Origin of the sequence: Rhodococcus antarcticus, assembly GCF_026153295.1 — a bacterium.
GTDB classification, from domain to species: Bacteria; Actinomycetota; Actinomycetes; order Mycobacteriales; family Mycobacteriaceae; genus Rhodococcus_D; species Rhodococcus_D antarcticus.
This window is the reverse complement of sequence record NZ_CP110615.1, coordinates 17,418-41,135: the sequence shown is the minus strand read 5'-3', so window position 1 is coordinate 41,135 and position 23,718 is coordinate 17,418. Positions and strand designations below refer to the sequence as shown.

Sequence of the window (23,718 nt, the reverse complement as noted above, 5' to 3'; positions counted from 1 at the left end):
CTACGGGAACAGGGGTGCGATAGCCGTGGCGATGCGTACCGCGTCCGGGCAGGAGTCAGGATTGGGTGCGCTCGTGCGCGATATAGCTGAGGTCGCCACGATGGCGGTTCCTCCAGTGATCTCGACAGCGAGGTTGCATCCACCCCCCGCGCGGTCGGTCACGAAGTTGATCGCCGCATGCCCGCCAACGGTCAGCTCTGTGACACCGTTGAACGTCGGGTTGTTCCGGTACTGGTCCAGCGTGCTCAAGCTCTTGCCAAGGTCGGCGCCGAGCCTCGTGAGGGTTGCTGAGTCTTTCCAGGCGCAGCCAGACTCGGTTGCAGTTCCTACTCCCGCTTTGTAGGGCTTTTTGGTACTCGGATCAAAACCCAGCGAGGTGACCATGGCTTCGGTGACTTGTGTGCACGGGTCGTAGGACAAGTCGGCCACCGATCCCGTGACCGAAGTGGGCGCAGACTGGGCCGTGCCTTCGGTGCTGGTCGCAGAACATCCCGACGACACAAGTGGAACCAGCACCATCCATGTCGCGAGAGACCGCCTCACGCCGTTCCCTGAATCACGTCGACGTTACCCTGCTCGGTCGCGGCATATGCCTGCCCAGCCGCCCGAAACGTGTCTCGCATTTCTCCCAGCACCTGCTGGTGGAGGGTCAGGACGCCAGCGGCAGAGTTGTTGTTAGCGGCGCCGTCGGCCTTCTCGCTGAACTTCTGCGCCAGCTGGACGCCGGACTCCCACGGCCCCATTCCGTCCACGCGGGTGGCTCTCCGGATCTCATTGATGTGGTCGAAGATCGCATCAATAGCACCGTCGCACGCCGTGGCACAGGCCTCGGCAGCACCCGGCTCCATCCGCAGCGTCCCGGCCGACGCCTGGGCCTTGAGTCCTGCCCACTCCGACTGCGACTGGACAGCGCCCGCCGCGGCGCCGCTGATCGCTGCCTCGACCCCGCTGAACCAGTCCTCCACCGACCCCACCCCTCCTCGAACCCCGGCACTCCAGGTTGAGACGGTAGAACACGCCACCTGGTTCCGGGCTGGGAACAGCGGAACATCACGCAACCTGGGGGTGATCGACGACCCGCAGCCGCCGAGCAGCACGAGCACCACCGCCACTAAGGGCAGCCACCGCAGAATGCCCCGCACCCCAGGCCCGCGCTCGTCGTCGACGCTCCGACGGAATCCACCCCGCCGGAGCTCGACAGCCGAAAGCCCCGTACGCGTCCGTCCCACCCACGACCGGGCCCGGACGCACCTCAGCCTCCACCTGATGCGGGGAGGGAACGAAGGTGGCAGAGCAGGATCAGGCGGTGTTGTCCCGGCGACGACGGCCGGCGGTCAGGGCCCCGGCACCAACGGGCGCCAGGACAAACTTGGGCGGCGAGCCGGATCACGGCGTTGGCGCCGGCGAAGGCCAGGCCGCTACCGCGGGCTGAGTTGCCCGTACCGCCCACGACCATCGGAGCAACGACCGTGAACGGCAGTCGACGACGCCGACGCACCTTGGGCCGCACCGACCGACGTCGACACTTGGAGGTCGGCTGCGCGTCGGCGTCGTCGTCGGTGTGCTCACGGGCGCTCGCCCTAGGCTGGGAGCCGTGAAGACGGGGCGACGCACGTGAGGGTGGTCCGGCTCTACCACTCCGGGCGGGACGAGGCCCACCGCGAGCGGGAGCGCGCGCTGGTCGCGGCCGGGGTCGACCTCACCCTGGTGGTGCCCACCGCGTGGCCGGATGCGGGGTCCCAGGACGTGCTCAGCCCCGAGCCGTTCCCGGTGGTGGAGCTGGACGTGCTCCGCGCTGGCGACGTCAACCGGCACCGCCTGGCCCGGCCGGAGCAGCTGGCCGAGCTGGTGGCCCGGTTGCGCCCGGACGTGGTGGACCTGCACGAGGAGCCGTTCAGCGCGGTCGTGCACCAGGTGCTGGCCGCACTCCCGGGGGCGCAGCCCGTGGTCGCCTACATGTCGCAGAACCTGGACAAGCGCTTCCCGCCGCCGTTCGCGCAGCGGGAGCGCGCCGCGCTGGACCGGCTGCAGGGCCTATACCCGTGCAGCCACCAGGCGGCGTCGGTGGCGGTGGGCAAGGGCTTCGCTGGACGGGTGGCCGTGCTGCCGCTGGCGCCCCCGGCGAGCGTGGTGCCCGGGGACCAGCAGCCGCCGGGCGAGGCCCTGCGGCTGCTGCTGGTGGGGCGCCTGGTGCCGGAGAAGGGCGTGCTCGACGCGGTGGAGGTGCTGGCGGGGCTGGGGGCCGGGGCCACCCTGACGCTGGTCGGTTCGGGACCGGAGGCGGGGCGAGCGCAGCAGCGGGCCACCGAGCTGGGGGTCGCGGGTGCGCTGACCCTGCTTCCGTGGCTCGGCGCCGCGGCACTGGCGCAGGAGTACGCCCGCGCCCACGTGCTGCTGGCCCCCAGCCGGAGCACGGCCACCTGGGTGGAGCAGTTCGGCCGGATGGTGGTGGAGGCGCACGCCGCGGGGGCGGTGGTGGTCGGCTACCGCAGCGGCGCGCTGCCGGAGGTGGTGGGGGCCGGCGGCGTGCTGGTCCCGGAGGGTGACGTGGCGGCACTAGGTGCGGCCATGGCGTCGCTGCGTGCCGATCCGGTGCGCTGGAGCGTGCTGCGCCGGACGGGCCTGGAGCAGGCGGCCCGAATCACGTGGCGCGACGTGGCCGCGGGACATCTCGCCCTGTACGCCGACGCGCGCGACCGTCCGGTACCGCGGACCACGGGTCGCACGGCGGCGCGCGCGGACCACGGTGCGCCGGCGACGGCGGCCGGCGAGACGCGGCCGTTCGCCCTGCCGGTGCTGCGCACGGGCGGCCGGGCCAGCCGCGCGCTCGCCCGGGTGCTGGATGCCGCCGCCCCTACCGAGCGACCCCCGGCACCGGCACGGCTGCGGGTGGTGTTCCTCGACCACGTGGCCGCGCAGTCCGGCGGCGAGCTGGCGCTGGTCCGCCTCGTCGCGGCGCTCACGAACATCGATGCCCACGTCATCCTCGGCGAGGACGGGCCGTTGCGGGGCCTGCTGGAGAAGGTAGGCGCCAAGGTCGAGGTGCTGCCGCTGAGCACGCGCAGCCGAGAGGCCCACCGCGACGAGCTCGGTGGCATCAGGGCGGCGCGCTCGGCCGTCGACCTCGCCGCGTACACCGTGCGGCTGGCGCTGCGGCTGCGACGGCTGCGCCCGCACCTGGTGCACACCAACTCGCTGAAGTCGGGGTTCTACGGATCCGTCGCGGCTCGCCTGGCCCGGGTCCCGGTGCTGTGGCACGTGCGCGACCGCATCACCCCGGACTACCTGCCGCCCCGGGTCGTCCGGGTGACCAGGCTGGCCCTGCAGCACCTGCCGCAGGTGGTGTTGGCCAACTCGGAGGAAACTCTGCGCAGCACCGAGGTGATGGCCGGCAGGAGCTCGGTGCGGGCCGCGACGGTGGTCCACGACCCCTACCAACCGACCCGCGCGCCGGCGGACCGAGCCACGCGCACCGCCCTCGTGGTCGGCATGGTCGGCCGTTTGGCCCCGTGGAAGGGGCAGGAGGTGTTCCTGTGGGCGCTAACCCACCCGGACCTGGCCGTCGTGCGCGCCCGCATCGTGGGCTCAGCGATGTTCGGCGAGGACGACTACGCGGCTGGGCTGCACCGGCTCGTCGAGGAGCTGGGTCTGGCCGATCGTGTCGAGATCGTCGGGTTCGTCAGCGACGTGGAGTCCGAGCTAGCCGGGCTGGACGTGCTGGTGCATGCCTCCGTCCTGCCCGAGCCGTGGGGCCAGGTCGTGGTGGAGGGCATGGCCGCCGGGCTGCCCGTGATCGCCACCGACGCGGGTGGGCCGGCCGAGATCATCACCGACGGCGTCGACGGGCTCCTGGTGGCACCGGGCGACGTCGACGCGCTTGCCTCGGCCATCGCACGGCTCGCGGAGCAGCGGACCCTCCGTGACGACCTGGGCCACGCCGCCGTGCGACGCGCCGCGGTCTTCACCCCGGGGCGGGCGGCGCCCGAGCTCGAGCTTCTCTACCGCTCAGCGGCACGATTTAGATAGTCGCGACGCCGGACTGCACCGGCGCCGTAGGTTTGGCCGATGACCGCCCGCCTTCGTGCTACGTCCGTCGCCAAGCAGGTCGCGAACAGGTTCAACGTCGAGCTGAGCCGGCTCGACCTCACGCATGCCGCCCGCCGCCAAGCGGCCATGCGCTCGGCCGGCATCGACCTCCTTCTCGACGTCGGCGCAAATCGTGGTCAGTACGTCAGCTGGATCCGCCGCGCTGGCTACGGGGGACGAATCGTCTCCTTCGAACCAATTCCGTCGGTGATGGCCGACATGCGGTCTCGTCTTTCCGCAGACCCTTCGTGGTCAGGTATGGAGCTTGCGCTCGGGGCAGCTGCGGGAACGGTCGACTTCCACGTCACTGCCGACACCGTCACGTCGTCGACACTGCTTCCCGGCGTCCACCTGACCGGGCAGATCCCGGGCGCGTCGGTGGTCGAAACGATCAGTGTCGAGGTGACCCGGCTTGAGGACGTGTGGGCGCAGGTCGTCCCGGCGGGTTCACGGACGATGCTGAAGGTCGACGTGCAGGGCGCCGAGCACGCTGTGCTTGACGGGCTGGCCGATCGGATCATTGAGGTTGCGCTCGTCGACATCGAGATGGCCCTGGTACCGCTGTACATCGGCGGCTCCACGATCTACGACTTGCTCCCAAGGCTGCACGAGGCAGGGTTCGACGTGGTCTCCATCGACTCGGGCTTCGTCGACACGTCCTCAGGCCAGGTGCTGGACGTCGACCTGCTGCTGCGCCGTCGCACGTAGGGCCCGCAAATCCGATCATCGAGTTCGCGGGCACACGGACCTACGCGGTTGGCACTTCCATCACGCCTTCCCAGAACTGGGCCGCACTGTTTATCGTGCTCCACTCCCGGGCCTGTGCGCCAAGCTGCGCACGGCGGTCCGAGGAGTCCCCCGCCTGCTCTAAGGCGTCTCTCAACGAGTCGATGCTTCCTGCCCGAGCCAGCAGGCCCGTCCGGCCGTGTTCGATGTAGTCCCGCGTGCCGTTGACGTCGGTCACCACGACTGCCTTGCCGGCGGCCAGAGCGTCCAGCAGGACGAGCGGCCCCGACGATGCGACCGTGTCCAACATGGCGAGTGCGACGATGTCGGCCTCCAGAAGCAGGATGCGGCCCTCCTCGACGGAGAGCGTTCCCCGGCACTTCACCCTGTGACGCAGCGACGGCGGGATCAAGGACTCAGGGCAGCCGCTCAGCACTGCCTGCGTACCGGGTAGCTGTTCGAGCGCGGCGACGAGTGTGGGCCAGTCACGAAATGCGCTGCCCGCGCTGTAGACCAGGGTCGGTCCATCCGTTTGCACCACCTCCCGAGACGTGCCCACATGCGACGGCGACGGAAATTTGAGGAAGCGGGTGCAAGTCGGAGGCACGCCCCACTGAGCGTGGAGAGTCGCCACGTCTCCCCGCCTGATGACGATGAACTGATCCACCCCGCGCGCACCGATCTTGCGCAGCACGTCAGCATGGCCAGGTTCGCCCAGGATCGGATCGAGCACCACCAGCTCGGTCCGACGGAACAGCACGCGGTGGAGCAGGCCCATCAGGACGATCTCTGATCCCGCGGTGGCGAGGAACAGGCGATCGTGATGGGCCGCGCGTCGGGCAAGGCCGACCGCGCTGGAGATGCGCGTGAGCGTCGCACGCCACCTCGACACCCCGAAGTCCACCGGGCGGCACGCCACCACGACGTCCGGGTCGGCCGGGAGCTCCAGCAGCGGCCACGCCGGCACGCACAGCAGGTCGCCGCTTCGATTCGGGGACACCAGCGGACGCTACCCCAGCGGGTCGGGCTGGTCGGACGAATCTGCGCCATGCCCTAGCGTCGCCTCCGTGACCCGGGAAGACGACGTGGCCATGTCCCCGGACGTGGCTGCCGAGCTGCTGCACGCCGAGGTCGCCCACCTGCTGGCCCGGGCCGGTGTCCCCGTGCTGCACGTCAAGGGACCGACGGTGGTGCGGTGGTTGCACCCGGGCGGTGGTCGGCCGTGGGGCGACGTGGACGTGCTGGTGCCGCGGGACCGGCTGGATGAGGCGCTGGCCGTGCTCGCCGCCCACGGGTTCGGTGAGCGCTTCCCCGGTGTCACCCACCACACCAGCGAGGACCACGCCGTGGTGCTGGCCCGGCCGGATCTTTCCCCCGGCAACGGCGAGGTGGACCTGCACCACCGCTTCCCCGGCATCACCGTCCCCCCGGCGCAGGCGTGGTCGGTGCTCTGGGCGCGGCGGGTGGCCGCCGAGCTGGCGCACCTGCCCGTGTGGTTCCCCGATCTCAGCACCCGGGCGGTGCTCGTCGCCCTGAACACAGCACGCAGCGGCACCGCCCAGGCCATGTTGGACCTGGAGCGGCTGTGCGGGCCGGACGCGACACTGGACTGGTCGGACGTGGCGGCGCTGGCCGACCAGCTGGGGGCGCTGCCGGCCCTGCGGGCCGGTCTTGAGCTGGTGCCGGCGGGGGCCGCAGTGGTGCGCGACACCCCGGCGCTCGCCGCCGTCGACGTCACCGCCGAGTGGCGGTTGCGCACCGTCGGCGCCTCGCGCACCGCGGTGCGGGTGGCCGAGCTAGGTTCGCTGTCGCTCAGACATCAGCTCGTGCAGGTGGCCCGGTGGCTGGTGCCGCACCCCTCGGTGATGCGCATGCGGGACCCGCGTACGGCGGCCTCCCGGGGTGCCCTGGCCCGCGGCTACGGGCGCCGGCTGGTCGAGGGCGCGCGCGCGACACCGGCGGCGCTGCGGGCCGTGCGGGGCGCGCGCCGTGGCTGAGCGACCACACTGGTCGGCGTGACCGAGGTGATCCTGCTGGCCCGCGTGGTGCTCATGGCGGTCCTGGTGCTCTCGGCCACGGCCAAGCTGCTCGACCGCCCCGGCACCCTCGGGGCCGTCGTCGCCTTCGGGGTGCCCGCGCGCCTCGTGCCCGCGGTGGCCGCGGGGCTGCCGGCGTTTGAGCTGGGCGGGGCGGCCCTGCTGCTGGGCCCAGGAACGGTGGGCCGCACCGGATCGATGCTGGTGGGGCTGCTCCTGCTGGTGCTCACCGCGGCGGTGGTCCGCACGCTGCGCGCGGGCACCAGTGTGGACTGCCACTGCTTCGGTCAGCTCGGCGCGGGGCCGGCCGGCTGGGGCACCGTCGCGCGCAACGCTCTGCTGGTGGTCCTGGCTGTGCTCGGCGCCGCGCAGCTCTCGTCGGCGCCCGCCGCCCTGGCGGACCTCGGTGCCGGTGTTCTCGCCGGGCTCGTCCTGGTCCTCGTGGTCGCGGCCGCGGTGGCTGTGGCCGTTCGCGGCGACGGCCGGGCTCCGCTGCCGACCGCGTCCCCCACCGAGGTCCCCATGGTGACGCTGCCCGACCTGGACGGGGTGGAGGTCAGCCTGGCCGACGTGGTGGCCGACGGGCTGCCCGCCCTGGTCGTGTTCACCCGCCCCGGCTGCGGCGGGTGCGGCGAGCTGCTGCCCGAGCTGGAGCGCTGGCAGAACGACGAGGGGCCCGTGCACGTGGTCGTGGTGGGCAGCGGCTCCCTCGCGGACAACCGGGCGGAGGCCGCCGCCAACCCGGGGCTGCGGGTGCTGCTGCAGCAGGCCGGCTGGGTCACCGACCGCTTCGCCATCGCCTTCAACCCCGGGGCCGTGCTCGTGGGAGCCGACGGTGCCGTGCTGGGCGAACCCGTCTACGGACCGGACGCCGTCCGGGAGAACTACGCGGTGGTGCGGGACGGGCTGCTCGAGCAGGGCCACACGGCCCGGCGTGCGGTGGAGGCCCACCGGTGAGCGGGTACACCGTCGCACCCGGGGTGGGATGGGTACTTGACGGCGACTCCGTCGTGATCGCCCCCCCCGGCACCGGGCAACGGCTCGCACTGGAGGGCACCGCGGCGGACGTGTGGCTGCTGGTGGCCGAGGGGCTCGGCCGGCAGGACGTGGTGCGGACGCTGCAAGAGCAGTACCAGGGCGACGACGACACCATCGCCCACGCTGCCGCCGCCCTCGTGGACGATCTGCTGACCCGGAACCTGCTCGTCCACCAGCCCCGGGACCACACCTCGTGACCACCCTGCTGGCTCGGCACCTGGTGGTGCTCTCCCTCGAGCCGTGGGACGGGGTGTGGCGGCGCAACCAGCACCTGGTCTCGCAGCTGCTGGAGCAGGGCCTGGTCGAGCGGGTCACCTTCGTCGAGCCGGCCGGGCGGGGCCGCGCCACCCGTTCCACCCCGCACCCCGGCGTCACCGCCCTGCGGCCCCGGCTGCGTCTGCCCCGCCGGGCCGGCGGGCTGCGGCTGGTGGCCGCCGAGCTGCGGGCTGGGCCCCTGCGCGGTGCGGACCTGCTGTGGGTGAACGACGCCCCGCTAGGACGGTGGGTGGCCGGGCACGGGGTGCGCGGGTTCCACGACGTGACCGACGACTGGCGCGAGACGGTCAACACCCCCCGGGTCCGCGACCGGCTCGTGGCCGCCGAGGACTGGCTCGCCCTGGCAATCCCCACCGTGGTGTGCAGCGACGTCCTCGCGCAGCGGTGGCACGAGCGCTACGGGGTCCGGGCGCACGTGGTGCCGAACGGGGTGGACCTGGACGGGTTCCGTCACGCCCGGCGGCTGGTCCTCGACGGGCCGGGTCCGCACGTGGGCTACGTGGGCACCCTGCACGCGGAGCGTCTCGACGTGCCGCTGGTCGCCGAGCTCGCCCGCACCCCGGGCATCGGCACCGTGCACCTGGTCGGGCCGGACGCCCTGGACGACGCCTCCCGTGCCGAGCTCGACGCCGCCGGGGTGGTGCGCCACGGCCCGGTCGACCACACCGAGGTGCCGTCCTGGATGACCAGCCTGGACGTGCTGGTGTGCCCGCACCTCATCACGCCGTTCACACTGTCGCTGGACGCGATCAAGGCCCGGGAGTACCTGGCGGCCGGGCGACCCGTGGTGGCCACGCCGACGTCAGGGTTCCAGTCGCTGACCGACGCCGGCACGTCTGTGGTCGGGCGATCTGCCTTCGCCGGCGCGGTCGTGCGTGCGGCCGCCGCGCCGCCCGCTCCCGCCTCGCACATTCCGACAGGGTGGCGCGATCGTGCGCTGCAACTTTCTGCCGCAGTCAGCCGTACGTAACCATCCGATGACGCGCTGTCGAGATTCGCCCAGCGTGTGCCAGACTCTCTCCGATCGCGCGGTGGGTCGCGACCCCAGCAGAACTTAACGACGGGACCTTCAGAATGTCCGACACGCCTGACGAGAGCTTGGCCACCCGGAGGTTCTCTCGACGGACCGTCGCCAGAGGAGCGGTGTGGAGCGTTCCGATCATCGCCTCGGTCACTCTGGCCCCGTCGGCGGCCGCTGCGTCGAAGTTCAAGTACAAGTTGATCGCGGACTGCAGCACCGGAACCTTCTCGCTGCAGGTGATCTCTGGAACACTTCCCTCGGGCAGCGTCGTGACGCTGAACTACACGAACCCTGGCGGAAATGGCAACATCGCCGGTAAATTCGCCCAGTCGGGCCTTCCCGTGTTCATCGCAGGCACCCCATCCGGCGGCACAGTGACCTTCACCTCCAACGCAGATATCCTCGCTGGTAGCACGGTGACTGTCGCGTCTGTCACGAGGTCCACCAACGGGACCTTCACCCTCACCGGCGACGGGAACACGGCCACCATCACCGGCACCGGCGCAACGGGTTGCACATCCAGCATCTGAGCAACCCCCCGCTTCGCGACAGCCCAGCAGCAGTCTCGCGCGGACGCTGACGATGCAGGTACGCCTCGCAAACGCACTGGGTTGCCCCGTCGATCTGACGCTCAGCGGTGCGGTTGACGTCAGCCTTCTCAATGCCTGGCGGCGCTGCCGTGAGTTGTCAGTTACAGGTAGTCGGCTCCAGATTCACGCAAGTGAACCGCGTCCGAGCCTGCCGCGTGCCAACGATTCTCGTCAATCGCTGCTGGCGATGTCTGAGCGACTCACCACTGCCGTCACGGTGGCGGCGATCACCGCCCGCAGATTCGACCTGCTGATGTTGCACGCCGGGGCAGTTGCGGACCCCAACACTGGCGCGGTTGTCGCCTTCATTGGCCGTTCCGGCAGTGGAAAGACGACTGCCTCAATTGCGCTGGCGCAAAGCCTGGGTTATGTGACAGACGAGACCGCGGCCATCCGTGACGACCTGTCGGTGATTCCGTATCCGAAACCGCTGTCAGTCATCAACCCCGGTCCCGACCATTACAAAGACCAGGTGTCGCCGGACGATCTGGGCCTGCGCGAGCTGACCGGAAGGCCACTGCGCCTTGTGGCCCTGTTGATGCTCGACCGTGACGATGACCACCCGGCCGGAGCGCCAGCCGTGCTCGAACCGCTGCATCTCGTGGACGCGGTTCCGGAGCTCGTCGCCCAGATCAGCTTCCTCGGCGCGCGTGAACGTCCGCTGCAGCGTGTCCAGGACCTCGTGCGCGCGTGCGGCGGACTGCAAAGGGTGACCTACCGCAACGCGGACTCTTTGCCCGCAGTGGTGACCGGCCTGCTGTCCGACCCGGAGGTCTCTCGCAGGCTGGCTACCGCCACCATCATCGGCCTCCCGCGCCCCGACGAACCAACCCCGACAGCGATCCCAGCATCAGCCGACCTGCTGCTGTATCGGCGCTGCGCGGTCGACGACGTGATCGATGAGGGCGGATGCCTCATCGTGCTGAAGGGAGACCAAGTGTACGTGCTCGACGGCATCGCGCCCGCGTTGTGGCACGCAGCCGGGGTGGCGTCGCCCATAGATGAACTCGTCCGTGCAGTGGTCCGTGCACACGGAGCGCCGGCAGCGGTCGACACGACTGCGGTGGTGGAGACGGCCATCGAATCGCTCGTCAGCGCCGGCATCCTCGAGCCGCGCTGACCCCTGGACGGTCGGCGGTGTCTCAGCCCGAGGTGGCGTTCGCGGCCTCGCGGGGGAGGTTGACCAGCATCGTGAAGCGAGTGCTGCGCTCGACGAGGGTGCCGATCGCTGAGCGCTGCAGGCCGATGATCAGGTCGCCTTGGAGGACTCCCCTGGGGTGGTTTAGCTCGGGTCCGTCGTTGTTGGTAGCCGTGTCGGTCACGATCGTTGAGGGGCTATCGCGTGAGGCTCTGCGAGAAGCGACCAAGCGACTCACAGAACAGGAACTAACACGATGGCCCTGGATCAGCCTGCCCTGCTATGTGTACCCGGCCATCAGGTTGGTGACAGTCGGCTGATTGGGGGTTGGCCGCCGGGTGCGCTGTGGCGGAGTCGAGTGTTGTAGTGCTCGAGCCAGGGGGCAAGGGCGGCGGTGCGTTCGTCGTTGGTCGTCCAGGGCTGCCGGTAGGCCCATTCGGTGGCCAGGGTGCGGTTGAGGCGCTCGACCTTGCCGTTCTGCCAGGGGCAGTGCGGGCGGATGAACTTCTGGGTGGTGCCCAGCTGCGCGCAGACAGCCTTCAGGGAGTGGCGGTAGGCCCAGGCGTTGTCGGCCATGAGCCGCTCGATGCGGGTGATGCCGTGGTTGGCGAAGTAGGTCGCGGCCCGGGTGAGGAACGCTGCGCAGGTGGTGCCCTTCTCATCACCGAGGACCTCGGAGTAGGCGAGGCGGGAGTGGTCGTCGATCAGGGAGTGGACGTAGTCGTAGCCCTGATGGCGCTCATCTGAACCTCCCCGCCCCGGCTCACCCCACCTGCACCCAGCCCGCTCCCCACGCCGCCCCCGCCAAGCAGCTCGCCGCTTCGGCATAGTCACCCCCACTTGCACAGCAACACGCGACGAGCTGCACCAACCCCGCGGGGCTTCATCTCCGACCTCGGCAGGGTGCCGGTAGTCGCTCTCGAGGAGTAGGACCGGCCTCCCGCGTGCGATGGCCTCGTTCGTCCCCGCAGGCCCGCAAGCTGAGACCCTTCACGTCGGTGTTGATGAAGGTTGGCGACTGCTCGAGCTCGTCGCCGATCTGCGTCGCCACAATCAGCGCACCGCCCCTGGCCGACGGTTCCAGCGAGGCGCGGATCTCCATCTTCGTCGTCCCCGCAGAGCCACGGACAGCGGCCCGGTTGCCATGGTTTCGCTTAGCGCGACCTCATGGACCGGCACCGTCCGGCTCATGCCGTTCCGCCAGCCGCCCGTGACCTTCCACTCAGACGGACCAGCGGAGATAGAATTAGTGACCGGATACGCCATTCCCTGATGTGCCTAGCGGTAGGCTCGCAATGTCCATCTGAGTGGACCATCTTCATGGGGAAGCGGAAAACTGCAGGGGGCGGACCGAGTGGGACTCATTGTGCATCTCGCCGACATCGGCGTGTCGCCGTCCGCCACCGAGGGTTTCTGCCGGCTCGCCGAGCTCGACCGCCACGGCGAGCACCGGCTCAGCGCGGACGCCGGCGCAGCGGACGTCGTTCTCTTCTCCGACCTGCACCTGCTGCCCCACGACATCGGTCTGCGCACGCTTCGCCGCCACGAGCTGTACCGGCGTTTCCCAGAGAAGTGCTTCGTCTACGACGAGCGCGACCACCCGTGGTCCAACCTGCCCGGGCTCTACGTCAGCATGCCCGGCCGAACGTTCGACGACCGCCGTCAGGTCGCATCGGCGTACTACGTGCTGATCCGCCCTGCAGTGCCTGAGGTCGCGCTGCCGCAACACCTGTTCTCCTTCCTGGGCAGCCGCTCGCATCCCTTGCGCTCGAAGGTTCTGGACCTGCACCACTCCAGGGCCGTCATCGAGGACACCACGGGCTTCGTCTTCTACGCCGCTGCCTCCGACGACCAACACCGCGAGCGGTACGCCACCGTGCTGGCCGACTCGAAGTTCGTGCTCTGCCCTCGGGGCGCCGGAACCGCCTCCATACGTCTGTTCGAGACCCTGGCCGCGGGCCGAGTGCCGGTGATCCTGTCCGATGGCTGGGTGCCTCCACCGGGCCCGGACTGGGACGCCATCTCCGTGCGCTGGCCCGAGGACGACCTCGCCGGGCTGCCCGCGCACCTGGAGTCCAGGGAGACCCAGTGGCCGCAGCTCGCGACGGGGACCCGGGCCGCGTTCGACACCTGGTTCGCCCAGGACGTGTCGTGGCACCGGCTGGCTGAGGGGCTCGCGAGCCTGGTGAGCGCTGGCGTGGTGGGCGGGTTCGGGCCTTCAGTCCTCAACCGCCCGCGCTGGGAGGCTGAGCTGGTTCACGCCAGGTGGTGCACACGGTCCCACCTGCGGAGCGCCGTCAACGCCCTGGGGGGCCTCGGGTCGAGGAAGTGACGCACCCCGGGAACTCTAGGTCCAAGGCTAGGACCGTCCAGTTAGAGTCGTCGGGCGGTCGTCCCCTGAGCGTGAGGTGCCATGAAGAACTTTCCGGGCAAGGCCGTCCTTCGGCCCTGGGTCCTGGCCGCTCGACGGGTGCGCCGACGAGAGTGGTCCCTCGTCGACCTCGCTTACGCACGGCCGTCCTACTCGCAGTTCGGGGAGGACTTCGTTCTCGCGACCCTGCTCGCCGACTCGCCGCCGGGGCGCTACGTGGACGTCGGCGCCTTCGACCCGCACCACTACTCGAACACCTACCTGCTGCACCGGCGGGGCTGGCGCGGCATCAACATCGAGCCCGTGCCCGCCCACCACGCGGAGCTGGCGCGCCACCGCACGAAGGACGTCAACCTCCACCTCGCCATCGACGCGGTACCCGGTCAGGTGCAGATCAACGTCTCGGGCACGTTCTCCGGCATCGTCAACGACGCCTACCCCTGGGGACTGACGGGCACCACGGTGGCCGTCCAGGCTCAGCCGCTGTCCACGATCCTCGCCGAGCACCTCGCGCCGGGCGAGGCCATCGACCTGCTGAGCGTCGACTGCGAGGGCGCCGACCTGGTGGTGCTGCAGTCCCACGACTGGGACCGCAACCCCACCCGCATCGTGGTGGTGGAGCTGCACGAGGCGCACCACATCACTGAGCTGCTCCAGGGGAAGGGCTACGTACTGCACGCCCGCGCGGGCCTGTCGGGTGTGTTCGTACGCGAGGACGAAGAACGATGATCGGTGTACCGTCCGACGGTCGCCCATCCGGGAGGATGCTGCCTCGTTCGGCCCGTCTTGACTCCCTAACCAGCCTGCGTTTCCCTGCTGCACTGGCAGTGCTTGTCGCGCACGTCGGAGGTATGTCCGAGTCGTCCACAGTGCGCTCAGTGGCCCATCAAGGCGCCGTGGGGGTGAGCTTCTTCTTCATCCTCAGCGGATTCCTCCTCGCCTGGGCCCGTAGTGCAGACGCCGGGGCATCAAGGTTCTACCGACGACGCTTCGCCCGGATTTATCCCCTTCATGCAGCGACGTGGGCTATTGCGGTTGCTCTTGCGCTTCTCGGGCTCACCGACGCTGGCTCTCGACGCGCCCAAGGGACATCCCTGCTTTTGGTCCAGGCTTGGTTCCCCAGCTACTTGTTTGCCGGAAACAAGGTATCGTGGTCGTTGTCCTGCGAGTTGCTCTTCTACCTTCTGTTTCCACTTATAGTGATGACGGTAGCTACTATGCGTCCATCTCAGCAATGGGCAGTGGTCGCCCTGTGCGCGATTCTGGCCGTATTCGTAATTCCTTGGGTCGCACCTAGCGATTATTGGGCTTACAACTTTCCGCCGGCACGACTGATCGAGTTCATTGCCGGTGTCTGTCTCGCCCACCGGGTCCGAGATGGCTGGCGATGCCCAGTGCCATTGTCCGTGGCATCGATGACCCTGGTTCTCGCCGCCGCGCTATCGATCATCGCGCCATCAACGAGCAAGCCCGTGGCCGTCACCGCAATTCCGATCGCCCTGGTTATTCTCGCAGCCGTGGACCGAGAGCAATCTGGAACCATGGGTCTGCTCGGACATCCTCGTCTCGTAACGCTGGGTGTGTGGTCATTCGCGCTCTACCTGGTTCACAACATCATTGTCGAGCTTGTTCTGCACGTCACTGGCTACCTAACATTTCCTGCGCTGGCGGCGGTCGCACCGTGTGTACTTTTGGCGAGCGTTGGGGCTAGCTACCTGGCTCACCGTTGGATCGAGGCGCCTGCGGAACGACGACTACGTGGCCCCGGGCGCCGGCCGGTGAGCCTCGACAGATGACGCTGCCAAGTTAGACGGCAACTGTCAGCCACAGCGGATCGTGCTGCCATGGTTTTCCATCGTCGACGTCCCGAGAGTGCAATCGAGGGGCAATCACGAGGCTGTGGTTGTCACCGTGCAGAACGTTGCTGGTATAGGCACCCCAGTAGGCGAAAGTGGAGTTCGTGATTACGAGCCTGCGTGCACCGGCGATGTCGAGAAAGTTGCCAAGCACACCGTCTGCACCCGTAGACCAGCTGACGCTACGTCCGTCTCGTAAGAGCCAGCCTAGGTTCTGGCGGCACCACTCGGGATCGTCGGAGACGACATGCACTTTGTCGGCTAGCCCGGAGGAGTCCTCCAGAACCACCAGCGCCCGCTTGAGGTAGTCCGCGACGTCGAAACCGAACAACCCGCGGAACACCGGGTCGCTGTAGTAATCGCCCCGCCGAACATTTAACACTACCCGGTCCGCCGCCGATCGGGTCACCAGCGGCCCGCCGGCCGGCGTGCGGGCGCCGAGAACCACATCGTGAACGAACGACTCCAGCTCGGCGCGCGTGAAGTCGGTGCCGAACCCCTGATGGAAGCCGGTCGGGATGTCGAGGCGGCGGTCTGACCACCGGAGTCCGCTCGGTGGGACCATCAACCCGCCTAGCCGCGGCAGGGCCGGCGCCCAAGCATTGCCCGGGTCCGGGTCAACTACTCGGACGTCGCGACCCGCTGACTGCTGGGCGTGGGCGTGGAGGGCGAAGTAGAGGATGTTGCCCATCCGAAGACCCGGGTAGGTCAGCTGGACCGCGCGGTGGTTTCCCACGAGGGCAGCAGCCAGGGCGCGGGCGTACCGACGACCGCCCCTCGGGCGACTCACTCCTCAGTGCTCGTGACGGTGTCAGGACCCAGGGCGCCGAGCTCGACCAGCCGGGCGAAGTCCCTGCTGGCCGCGCGCACCTCGTCAAACGTGCCCGTGCTCGTCACGTGGCCCCGGTCGAGGAACACCACCTGCTCGGCGTGGCGCACGGTGGATAGCCGGTGGGCGATCACGAGCACCGTCACCCGGCCGCGGAGGTCGGCGATGGCCTGGTTGATGCGGTGCTCGGTCTCGTTGTCCAGCGCGGAGGTCGCCTCGTCGAGCACCAGCACTGCGCACCTGCGGTACAGGGCGCGGGCGAGGCCGATCCGCTGGCGCTGGCCACCGGACAACCGGGCACCTCGCTCACCCACCTCGGTGTCGATGCCGTCGGGGAGCTCCTCCACGACACCCGTGAGCTGCGCCTGGGCCAGGACCTCGAGGACGAGGACACGGTCGATGTCACCCGGCGCCTGATCGAAGGCCACGTTCTCGGCGAGCGTCGCCTCGAGGAGGAACACGTCCTGGGCGACGTAGGCGATGGAGCGCTGCCACGCCCGCACGTCCTGCGACACGTCACGACCGTCGACCGCTACCCGGCCGCGCGACGGCGTGTGCAGACCCAGCATGACGTCGACCAGGGTGGTTTTCCCGGCCCCACTGCCGCCGACCAGTGCTGCGGAGCTGCCCTGGGGCACGTCCAGCCAGACGTCGCGCAGGACGTCGTGGTCGGAGCCCGGGTAGCGGAAGTGCACCCCCTCGACGGTGAGCCGGTCGTTGAACGTGGTGGTGGACGTGCCCTCCAGCACCGGAAGTGCGAACACGCCGTGGTCGTCAGTCTGGGCCCGGACCTCAGCGTGGACGATGCGCAGCGCGTCGTTGCCGATGCGGACGCTGCTAGCATTTGTGAGCAGCGTGGACACCGACGGCAGGAGCCGGAACCCGGCGGCGACGAACAGTGCGATGAGCCCCACAGCATTGCCTGTCCCGCCGTCGCCCCGCGACCCCAGCACGAGCACCAGCCCCACGGCGACGATGAAGAGAATCTCCAGGATGTACTTGGGCAGCGCAGCCAGGAAGCCGGCCGTCCGACCGGCGTACGCGCCCCGCAGCTGAGCCTCTCGGAAGTTGTCCACGAAGTGGGCCTGGGTTCCCCTGAGCTTGACCTCCTTTACGGCGCCGAGCGCGGCAAAGGCGGTGCGAAACCCTCTCAGGGAAGCGTCGGTCATCACGGCGCCGGCCGCCGCCGCTCGCGGCTTGGCCAGCCGGTCGAAGACTAGGGCTGCCACGCCGAAGTAGCCGACCAGGACCAGGGTGGGCACCGGCGCCACCGCCGCAAGCGCCGTCAACACGGCCACAATCGAGATTGCGCCCGCCACCAGGTTCATGATCCCGTTGACGGTGTACTGGAACACTTGGAGCACAGCCGAGTCGGCCGTGCGCATCATCTCGGCGGAGCTGCGCGAGGCGATCGTCGTGTACGGCGCGCTCAGGATCGCCCCGAGGATGCGGGCCGACGTGCGGACGCGCTCGGCGTTGACAAACCCACTGAGCCACCACGTGAAGACGAGCGACCCGACGTCCTTGAGGACGAACAACACAACCACTGCGGAGGCCAGGCCCACGGTCAGCGACTGTCGGCTGGGCTCACCGACGGCTCGGCTCAGGAACCCCACCACTCCGGTGCTGTCGTCCTGCCCGGTGGCCAGGTTCACCAAGGGCAGGATGAGGACCAGCCCGAGACTGTCGAGCACCGACACCACTATCGACCCCAGGGTCCCGAGAATCAGCTGCTTCCTGGCCCGGGGACGGAGGATGTCGCGCAAGCTCACCAGCAGAACGGTCATGTGATCCTTGCCCGCTTCGCCGTAGTGGTCGTCACTAGATTATCGGAGTGCGTACGAAAATTCTTGCAGCTGGATCGATGACCCACGGACACGGCCTCAGACCAACGATTGGGAGGACCTAATGACGGCTCAGCCCCAGGTAGACATCGTCGTGGCCACGAACCGGGCCAGCCCCTACCTCGAGGCAGCCGTCCGCAGCGTGGCGGAGCAGACGTACCCGCACTGGTCCCTCATCGTTGTCGACGACGGGGTCGCCGACCCTGCCTTCGTCCCCCACGCAGTCCGCCACATCACGGGGGCCCGGGTCATCCGACACATCAACCGGGGCCTGGGCGCCTCCCGGAACGCAGGCATGGCAGCCGGCAGTTCACCGCTCATCGCGTTCCTGGACGACGACGACGTCTGGGCGCCTTCAAAACTCGACGCGCAGGTCGACAGCCTGGCGGCGGCCGCCGATGCGCTCGGGTCGTTCACCGGCGGTTGGTACATGGACCACCACGGCGTCAGCCAGGGATGGGGTTGGACCGCAGCAACGAGGTCGTCCACGGACTTTCTCCGCGGGGCGGAACCGCTACCTCGAATCGTCACCCTCATGATCCGTCGGACCGCCCTCGACGAGATCGACGGCTTCCTGCCGTCGCTGACGATGGCCGAGGACCTCGAGTTCACGCTGCGCCTCCTCCAAGCCGGGCCTCTGGCCTGTGCTCCCGGACAGCTGACGGGCTACCGGCGTCACGCCAACAACATGACAGCTATCGACCTCGTCGCCCTGCGCCGCGCCGCAGAGCACGCCCTAGCCCTGGTGCTGGTAGCCGCAGAACAACGCGGCGACGCCACGGTGCTGGCTCTCTTGCGAGAGAACCTACGCAGGAGCCGCGCACAGTGGAGTAAAGAGTGCGCTCGATCGGTGGGAGCCGCGCTACGTCACCTCGATCTGCGGACGCTGGCCCTTGAGCTGCGCTGGGCCGCAACCACCGCCCCCGGCTCCACTACCGCCGCCGCATTGCAAAAAGCTGGCGCGAAGCTCCTTGCTCCACGACCTGCCGATCGCTAACACGATGGCTGCTCCTCACGCCAAACGTGCGAAGCTCCACGACTGTCAGGAAGATAGGCGGACTCGGAGATCACGACCAACGTGGTCCTCCCGCACCTGCCTGCCGCGCCGGCTCTGTCGCCAGTACAGCCCACGGAGACCGCCGACGAGCATGCCTGCCAACCGCCCCACACCGCGTGCGGCGCGGCTCGCAGGTCGTCGTTCTGGCTCATCGTGGGCGAGCTGGGGTAGCCGGAACCGTAAATAGGCCCAAACCGGACTGCGCCTGCTCGTACCGTAATTCAGCACCAGAAGAAGCAGGTGGTTGTGCTCCCCCCATACGGCGTATCGGAGGTCGAACCGACGACCAACAACATGGCTACCGGAGTCGTTTTGAACGACAGCTGAGGGCACGAACACCGAGCGGCCCCCCAGGCCGTTCAGGCGCAGAAAGATATCAGTGTCTTCTCGCATCGCCGTTCCGGGGAACACGTCTCTAAATCCGCCGAGTCGCGCTAGCCAATCTCTTCGGAACGACATATTGGCCCCAATTCCGTGGTCCACGGTGATAATTTCACCCGGATCCGCGGCGAAGTTCCCTGTCAGGTTTCCCCTCCTAAGTAGACGACCAATCGAATTGACACCTTCTTGATCCTCGCCCGGGTCACCATTGACTACACGTCCCGCAACAGCTGCTACCTCAGGATTCTGGAATGCCGACTGAACTGCCTGAGACCAACCTCGCGCGGGGCGCACATCATCGTCTAGAAAGCTAATGCACGTGCCCTTGACGTGCCTGAGGCCTTCATTCCGGGCTCTTGTCATGTGCCCTGCACCGGGCGGGAATCGGACGTACGTCACACCTGGGTACCCGATCACGACGTTCGCGGTCTCATCGTCCTCCGAGGCGTCAATGACAACGATTTCCTCCGGAGTCACCCAGCCGTCGGCCAGAGCGCCCAAACAGGCCGACACGTGCAATGGCCTTCGCCATGTAATGATCACCACAGAATGGCTCATCAACACCTCCCTCGATAAGACTCTAACAGCGGACGGCATTATGGTACGTAGCACACCTCCCGACGGGCGACACGACTGACGTCCGTCTACTTCGGCTGACTCTCCATCAGCCCGAGCGCCGACGAGGCCACCGGGGACATCCACCAGCGCATGGTCACCGCCTGCCGACACCCCGACCACGCCGCCGGCAAGGGTGCCCTCAAATGTGTCACCGACCGCCGATCCTCGGCGTCCCGCCAGTACTGACTAGTTTGTCACCGTCCGACGCGCCCTGCGCAGGCCTCCGATAACGCCATCGCGTTCTTCACCTATCCCCCCACCAGCAAACGAACCTACCAACGGGCCCTTCCAACAATACAAACAACGCCGGGGGCGGCGCGGCGGCTTCCGACACACTCATCTGCGATGACCCGATCAGGTGGCGGACTCCCCTCAATCACAAAGTCCGCAGCCGAAAATCGGGATGAGCATACGCCCCAGACCGCGGCGTTCGTAGTGGTCTGGGACCCATCCTCCAGACTTGCAACAGAGGGTGAACACATCCGCTTTAAGTGCATGGCGGTGCCAGCTTCTCGCTCAACTATGGCTCGCCGTCAGACGCGAGTGGTACCTTTCACTCCCGTATCAGGCGCACTCTGTACTCTCATTCAGCACCAGGACCGGACGTGACTAGCCACATCCGCGTTGCCGCGACAGGTTCCGTACCTTTACTACATCTGCCGTCGTGAGCGGTACTCAACAACTAGAGGATGTGCCGAATTGATTACGCCGGACTCTGGCAAGCTTATCGTGGTGGTCATACCAACCTTTGGTGGTGGCAGAGAGCTGGGGGACTTGATCAAAAATGTCTACGGTCAAGGTCGCCCGCCTGGTTGTACAATCCGAGTGGTAGTGGTGGAAAACGGCACCCAAAATTGCGGGGAGACCGCGACAAGCGAAGGTGCCACGTACATCCACGTGGCTCGTGCAAATGCCTCGAACGCACGTAATGTTGGCGCGGAGTCGGAAGCATCACCGGACGTGCTCGTCTTCGTCGACGACGATGTCATCCCGCGCGAAGGCTGGCTCGCCGCCCTAATCAGTCCACTGGCGGAGGGCGCCGCGCAGGCAGTTGTCGGAGCGGTAGTCGTGAACACCGAAGAGCCAGTATCAGCTAACATCCGGCGGCGATTCGTTGACACGGCCACAGCCATGAACCCCGAAGCACCGTTTCTGGCAGGTCTGAACATGGCAGTTCAGGCGAACGTCTTTCGAGACTTGGGGGGCTTCGACGACCGCCTAGGGCCTGGGACCCGAGCGAGCGGCGGGGAAGACGTACTGCTCGGCATGGCCCTGACACGCAGCGGCGGGCATATCGCATGGGCACCGGAGGCCATCGTGGAGCATGTCGTACCTGCCTCTCGACTCACTCAGGCCGCACTTCTCCGGCGAGCAGCAGCAGAGGGGCGTGCTGATGCCTGGATCATCCACCACTGGCACCAGTCGTCGCCCGCCTGGTTGATCATCAGGGTAATCCGTTCCGCGCTCTGGAAGCTTGGGGCTGACCTCGATCCGCGCGGTGGCCATCAGGAGAGGCAGTTGGTTGCAAACACTAGGCTGAGTCGCGACCGCGACCTGCTGTGCTACCAACACCCCATCCTCGGCATCGGCGACGGCGTCGAGCGCTACTGAGCTCGATCTGACCTGGTCGAGTGCAGACCCGGCTCGCGACGGATAAAGATTCCGTCGGCCTCGAGGAGGTACTGCTTACCAACTACACGATTGACCGGCACCAAGTTTGCTAGAGTAAAACCCATGGCGTCAAGTCGCCTGATCACCTCGGCGGCCGGTATTGACGTCTCGTACAACGTGACTAGCGAGAGTTCCGTCATCAGCACGACAACTCGGTCCAGGAGTCCTCGAGCCGATTCTATGACGTTCCAATCATGGCCTTGCGTGTCGATCTTGAGGAAAACCCGGTGTAACGCCGGCAATGAGATTTGATCCAGCCGCTCTCCGTCCACAACCTCCGGCTTCGCTCGCCAACCTGCCTTCCAGGCTTCACGTCCTGCCTCAGAAGGCAAAGACAGCGAGCTGAGGTCCGACTCGCCGAACACATTCAGAGTTACAGGCCCCGAAACATCAGTGACGGCCAAGCGGTGGACGAACCAGCCTGGGTCCAGCCTGGATTGCCCTTGCAGTTGTTCAAACGCGTCGGCTCCCGGCTCGAAGGAATCTATCCGGCCCGTGAAACCCAGAGCGCCGCGCGCCGTCAACGCGAACTGGCCGACGTTGGCGCCGACGTCGATGACGTGCTCGACGTCGAGGCTCGTCATAATGGTGGCCAATCGGATCTCGTCGGCCGTACGCGGATCGAATCGAATAACATCGATGCCAAACCGCTGAGCAATCACCCGAAGCCTGTGAAGAATAGACATGAGCTCCTCCCGCGTCGTCGAAAGCCTGTACTACCTTGCCGCGAGCACCCATTCGTAGGCCTTCATGGTGGCCCGTGAAGTGTGCCACCATGTAAAATTCTGCAGGATTCGTACCACCAGCTCGGGACACGGAGGCGCATCAAGTGCGCCGTCTACTGCATGCGTGATCGATCTTGGATCAGCCGGATCGCAGTAGTTGATGAGATCCCCGAAGTAGTCTCGCGCGAACCCGCGCGAGGTGGACACCACAGTGCACCCGGATAGTGCCGCCTCGAGTGTAACCAATCCTGTGGTCTCAAACCAGCTTGGCAGAACGTGCACCTTGTGTGACCTGTAGATGTCGGGCAACTCCGAAGGCGCAAGTGCGTCCATCACAGTTGCGCCGGTTCTCGATGCGAGCTTCGACACGGCTCTCCCGTAGCTCAGGTGGTCACGGTGAACTGGCCCTACGATCGTGACCGGTACTCCGGAGCCGCGTAGCGCCCGCAGCAGACCGAGCTGATTCTTGTGAGGCTCTATTCGTCCCACGCACAGCACCCCTTCACGAGAACCAACGGGCTCGGCGTGACGGAACATCGTTGGGTCGACCGCGTTCGGCACCACCCGCATCGGTGTCTCCACCCCCAGCTCCGCCTTGATCGCGTCGCCTTCACTAGTGCTGTTCGGCAGCAGCAGATCAGCTGCCTCAAAGAGCATCCCGAGCTCGATTCGACGGTTGATGAGGCGTGCCGCCGCGGGATGTTCAGACCCCTGAATCGCTCTCCTGCCAAGCGCCACAGCCATTCGCGCTCTACCGGCGAGCACGGTAGGTGTGAGTGGACGTTCTTCGCCGTAGATGTAGGAGAGCCTCCAGTAAATGGGAGAAATGACCACGGGCACGCCATGCTGACGCGCGCGCCGAACGGTGGCCCTGTTCACTCCCTCGCCGACGCTGTGAAGAATATCGAATCCATACGGGTCGGGCGCGGGATCGTCGGTCATCTCGACGTCCACTCCGAGTGAGCGAAGTGACAGGGCAGTCATCTTGGCTTGGACGTTGTGTCCTCCGACGAAAGGGTTGCGTAGCGTGGTGAGCAGCACGCGCATCCGTCAATCTCCATCCGAGGAATTCAACCTGGTTGAATAGGTCCGTCGATACGTTGGAAACTTGCAACCTGTCCACACCGACGCGATAGAATGCGTAGTTGGTGCAAGTCAACCTAACGCTCCGAGGAAGAGCCGGTGTCGTAAACAGTGCAGCTGTCCTAAACGCGGCGCAAGGTTTACCCGCGGCGCAAGATGAAATTAGTTTACGTCGGCGCCGAGGTGGCCGACGCCGCCGCGATAGACCTAACGAAAGAGCGGTCATGCCCCGAGGCGAGACCGCACGAGTAGAGACACCGGCAGGGTTTCGGCCCTTGGACCGACTTCACACGTTGGTGCACTCCTGGATCTCGTTCAGTCGAGGGATCTGGGATGCTTTGGTGCTGAAGGTTACCCGGTCCCGGGCCCTCG

The 23,718-nt window shown here is 67.5% G+C and carries 22 protein-coding genes and 1 pseudogene; 13 read left to right on the top strand and 10 right to left on the bottom strand.

The features are described 5' to 3' along the window. Window positions 1-519 (bottom strand): DUF3558 domain-containing protein, encoded by a 519-nt coding sequence (locus tag RHODO2019_RS00185; protein ID WP_265383082.1) that lies wholly within the window; start codon window positions 517-519, stop codon window positions 1-3. 20 nt (window positions 520-539) lie between these two features. Continuing rightward, the gene (locus RHODO2019_RS00180; RefSeq protein WP_265383081.1) at window positions 540-965 is read right to left on the bottom strand and encodes a hypothetical protein; all 426 of its coding nucleotides are present in this window, start codon (window positions 963-965) and stop codon (window positions 540-542) included. Window positions 966-1,614: 649 nt separating this feature from the next. Between RHODO2019_RS00180 and RHODO2019_RS00175 the strand changes: the two genes are divergently transcribed. Together RHODO2019_RS00175 and RHODO2019_RS00170 are read left to right on the top strand one after the other, a co-directional pair. Further along, complete coding sequence (locus RHODO2019_RS00175) at window positions 1,615-4,026, top strand: glycosyltransferase family 4 protein (RefSeq protein ID WP_265383080.1); 2,412 nt, start codon at window positions 1,615-1,617, stop codon at window positions 4,024-4,026. Window positions 4,027-4,065: 39 nt separating this feature from the next. Then, window positions 4,066-4,794 carry an FkbM family methyltransferase gene (locus tag RHODO2019_RS00170; protein ID WP_265383079.1) on the top strand — a complete coding sequence of 243 codons (729 nt, stop codon included), beginning with the start codon at window positions 4,066-4,068 and terminating at the stop codon, window positions 4,792-4,794. A 40-nt stretch (window positions 4,795-4,834) separates the two neighbouring features. Here the strand turns inward: RHODO2019_RS00170 and RHODO2019_RS00165 are convergent, their stop codons facing one another. After that, window positions 4,835-5,812 carry a glycosyltransferase gene (locus tag RHODO2019_RS00165; RefSeq protein ID WP_265383078.1) on the bottom strand — a complete coding sequence of 326 codons (978 nt, stop codon included), beginning with the start codon at window positions 5,810-5,812 and terminating at the stop codon, window positions 4,835-4,837. A gap of 67 nt (window positions 5,813-5,879) precedes the next feature. Here RHODO2019_RS00165 and RHODO2019_RS00160 point away from each other — a divergent pair, with 67 nt between their 5' ends. The 6 genes from RHODO2019_RS00160 to RHODO2019_RS00135 all read left to right on the top strand — a co-directional run bounded on the left by RHODO2019_RS00160 (window position 5,880) and on the right by RHODO2019_RS00135 (window position 10,893). Beyond that, window positions 5,880-6,809, top strand: coding sequence for a nucleotidyltransferase family protein (locus tag RHODO2019_RS00160; protein WP_265383077.1), 930 nt, complete (start codon window positions 5,880-5,882; stop codon window positions 6,807-6,809). 18 nt (window positions 6,810-6,827) lie between these two features. Next, complete coding sequence (locus RHODO2019_RS00155; protein WP_265383076.1) at window positions 6,828-7,805, top strand: MauE/DoxX family redox-associated membrane protein; 978 nt, start codon at window positions 6,828-6,830, stop codon at window positions 7,803-7,805. Continuing rightward, window positions 7,802-8,083 carry a PqqD family protein gene (locus RHODO2019_RS00150; RefSeq protein WP_265383075.1) on the top strand — a complete coding sequence of 94 codons (282 nt, stop codon included), beginning with the start codon at window positions 7,802-7,804 and terminating at the stop codon, window positions 8,081-8,083. The genes RHODO2019_RS00155 and RHODO2019_RS00150 overlap by 4 nt, the downstream gene beginning before the upstream one ends. Further along, window positions 8,080-9,132 carry a glycosyltransferase gene (locus tag RHODO2019_RS00145; RefSeq protein ID WP_265383074.1) on the top strand — a complete coding sequence of 351 codons (1,053 nt, stop codon included), beginning with the start codon at window positions 8,080-8,082 and terminating at the stop codon, window positions 9,130-9,132. Before RHODO2019_RS00150 ends, RHODO2019_RS00145 begins: the two co-directional genes overlap by 4 nt. A 173-nt stretch (window positions 9,133-9,305) precedes the next feature. Beyond that, window positions 9,306-9,713: a hypothetical protein gene (locus RHODO2019_RS00140; RefSeq protein ID WP_265383073.1), complete on the top strand. Its 408-nt coding sequence runs from the start codon at window positions 9,306-9,308 to the stop codon at window positions 9,711-9,713. 52 nt (window positions 9,714-9,765) lie between these two features. Continuing rightward, the gene (locus RHODO2019_RS00135) at window positions 9,766-10,893 is read left to right on the top strand and encodes a lyase family protein (protein WP_265383072.1); all 1,128 of its coding nucleotides are present in this window, start codon (window positions 9,766-9,768) and stop codon (window positions 10,891-10,893) included. A 22-nt stretch (window positions 10,894-10,915) separates the two neighbouring features. On the opposite strand, the gene RHODO2019_RS00130 is transcribed toward RHODO2019_RS00135, so the two are convergent. Together RHODO2019_RS00130 and RHODO2019_RS00125 are read right to left on the bottom strand one after the other, a co-directional pair. After that, window positions 10,916-11,095, bottom strand: a complete 180-nt coding sequence (locus tag RHODO2019_RS00130) for a hypothetical protein (protein WP_265384915.1) — start codon at window positions 11,093-11,095, stop codon at window positions 10,916-10,918. 113 nt (window positions 11,096-11,208) lie between these two features. Continuing rightward, window positions 11,209-11,670, bottom strand: a pseudogene (locus RHODO2019_RS00125) (integrase core domain-containing protein); the annotation flags it as partial. Between the two features lie 607 nt (window positions 11,671-12,277). On the opposite strand from RHODO2019_RS00125, the gene RHODO2019_RS00120 reads away from it, so the two are divergent. From RHODO2019_RS00120 to RHODO2019_RS00110, 3 genes are all read left to right on the top strand, one after another. Next, on the top strand, window positions 12,278-13,243 hold the full coding sequence (locus RHODO2019_RS00120) for an exostosin domain-containing protein (RefSeq protein ID WP_265383071.1): 966 nt from the start codon (window positions 12,278-12,280) through the stop codon (window positions 13,241-13,243). Window positions 13,244-13,324: 81 nt separating this feature from the next. Beyond that, a complete protein-coding gene (locus tag RHODO2019_RS00115) occupies window positions 13,325-14,011 on the top strand; it encodes an FkbM family methyltransferase (protein ID WP_265383070.1) in 687 nt (228 codons plus the stop codon). Next, on the top strand, window positions 14,008-15,078 hold the full coding sequence (locus tag RHODO2019_RS00110; protein ID WP_354005556.1) for an acyltransferase family protein: 1,071 nt from the start codon (window positions 14,008-14,010) through the stop codon (window positions 15,076-15,078). The genes RHODO2019_RS00115 and RHODO2019_RS00110 overlap by 4 nt, the downstream gene beginning before the upstream one ends. 10 nt (window positions 15,079-15,088) lie before the next feature. Here the strand turns inward: RHODO2019_RS00110 and RHODO2019_RS00105 are convergent, their stop codons facing one another. Continuing rightward, window positions 15,089-15,829 carry an alpha-1,2-fucosyltransferase gene (locus tag RHODO2019_RS00105; RefSeq protein WP_265383068.1) on the bottom strand — a complete coding sequence of 247 codons (741 nt, stop codon included), beginning with the start codon at window positions 15,827-15,829 and terminating at the stop codon, window positions 15,089-15,091. Window positions 15,830-15,924: 95 nt separating this feature from the next. Continuing rightward, on the bottom strand, window positions 15,925-17,754 hold the full coding sequence (locus RHODO2019_RS00100) for an ABC transporter ATP-binding protein (RefSeq protein ID WP_265383067.1): 1,830 nt from the start codon (window positions 17,752-17,754) through the stop codon (window positions 15,925-15,927). Between the two features lie 121 nt (window positions 17,755-17,875). On the opposite strand from RHODO2019_RS00100, the gene RHODO2019_RS00095 reads away from it, so the two are divergent. Continuing rightward, complete coding sequence (locus RHODO2019_RS00095) at window positions 17,876-18,808, top strand: glycosyltransferase family 2 protein (protein WP_265383066.1); 933 nt, start codon at window positions 17,876-17,878, stop codon at window positions 18,806-18,808. Between the two features lie 45 nt (window positions 18,809-18,853). Here RHODO2019_RS00095 and RHODO2019_RS19245 read toward each other — a convergent pair whose 3' ends face one another. Further along, window positions 18,854-19,807, bottom strand: a complete 954-nt coding sequence (locus tag RHODO2019_RS19245) for a glycosyltransferase family 2 protein (RefSeq protein ID WP_354005555.1) — start codon at window positions 19,805-19,807, stop codon at window positions 18,854-18,856. Between the two features lie 789 nt (window positions 19,808-20,596). Between RHODO2019_RS19245 and RHODO2019_RS00090 the strand changes: the two genes are divergently transcribed. After that, complete coding sequence (locus RHODO2019_RS00090) at window positions 20,597-21,478, top strand: glycosyltransferase family 2 protein (protein ID WP_354005608.1); 882 nt, start codon at window positions 20,597-20,599, stop codon at window positions 21,476-21,478. Here RHODO2019_RS00090 and RHODO2019_RS00085 read toward each other — a convergent pair. Together RHODO2019_RS00085 and RHODO2019_RS00080 are read right to left on the bottom strand one after the other, a co-directional pair. Then, entirely contained in the window at window positions 21,472-22,200 is a 729-nt protein-coding gene (locus RHODO2019_RS00085; protein WP_265383065.1) for an FkbM family methyltransferase, read from the bottom strand. The genes RHODO2019_RS00090 and RHODO2019_RS00085 overlap by 7 nt on opposite strands. 54 nt (window positions 22,201-22,254) lie before the next feature. Next, the gene (locus RHODO2019_RS00080; protein ID WP_265383064.1) at window positions 22,255-23,310 is read right to left on the bottom strand and encodes a glycosyltransferase family 4 protein; all 1,056 of its coding nucleotides are present in this window, start codon (window positions 23,308-23,310) and stop codon (window positions 22,255-22,257) included. Between the last annotated feature and the right edge of the window lie 408 nt (window positions 23,311-23,718).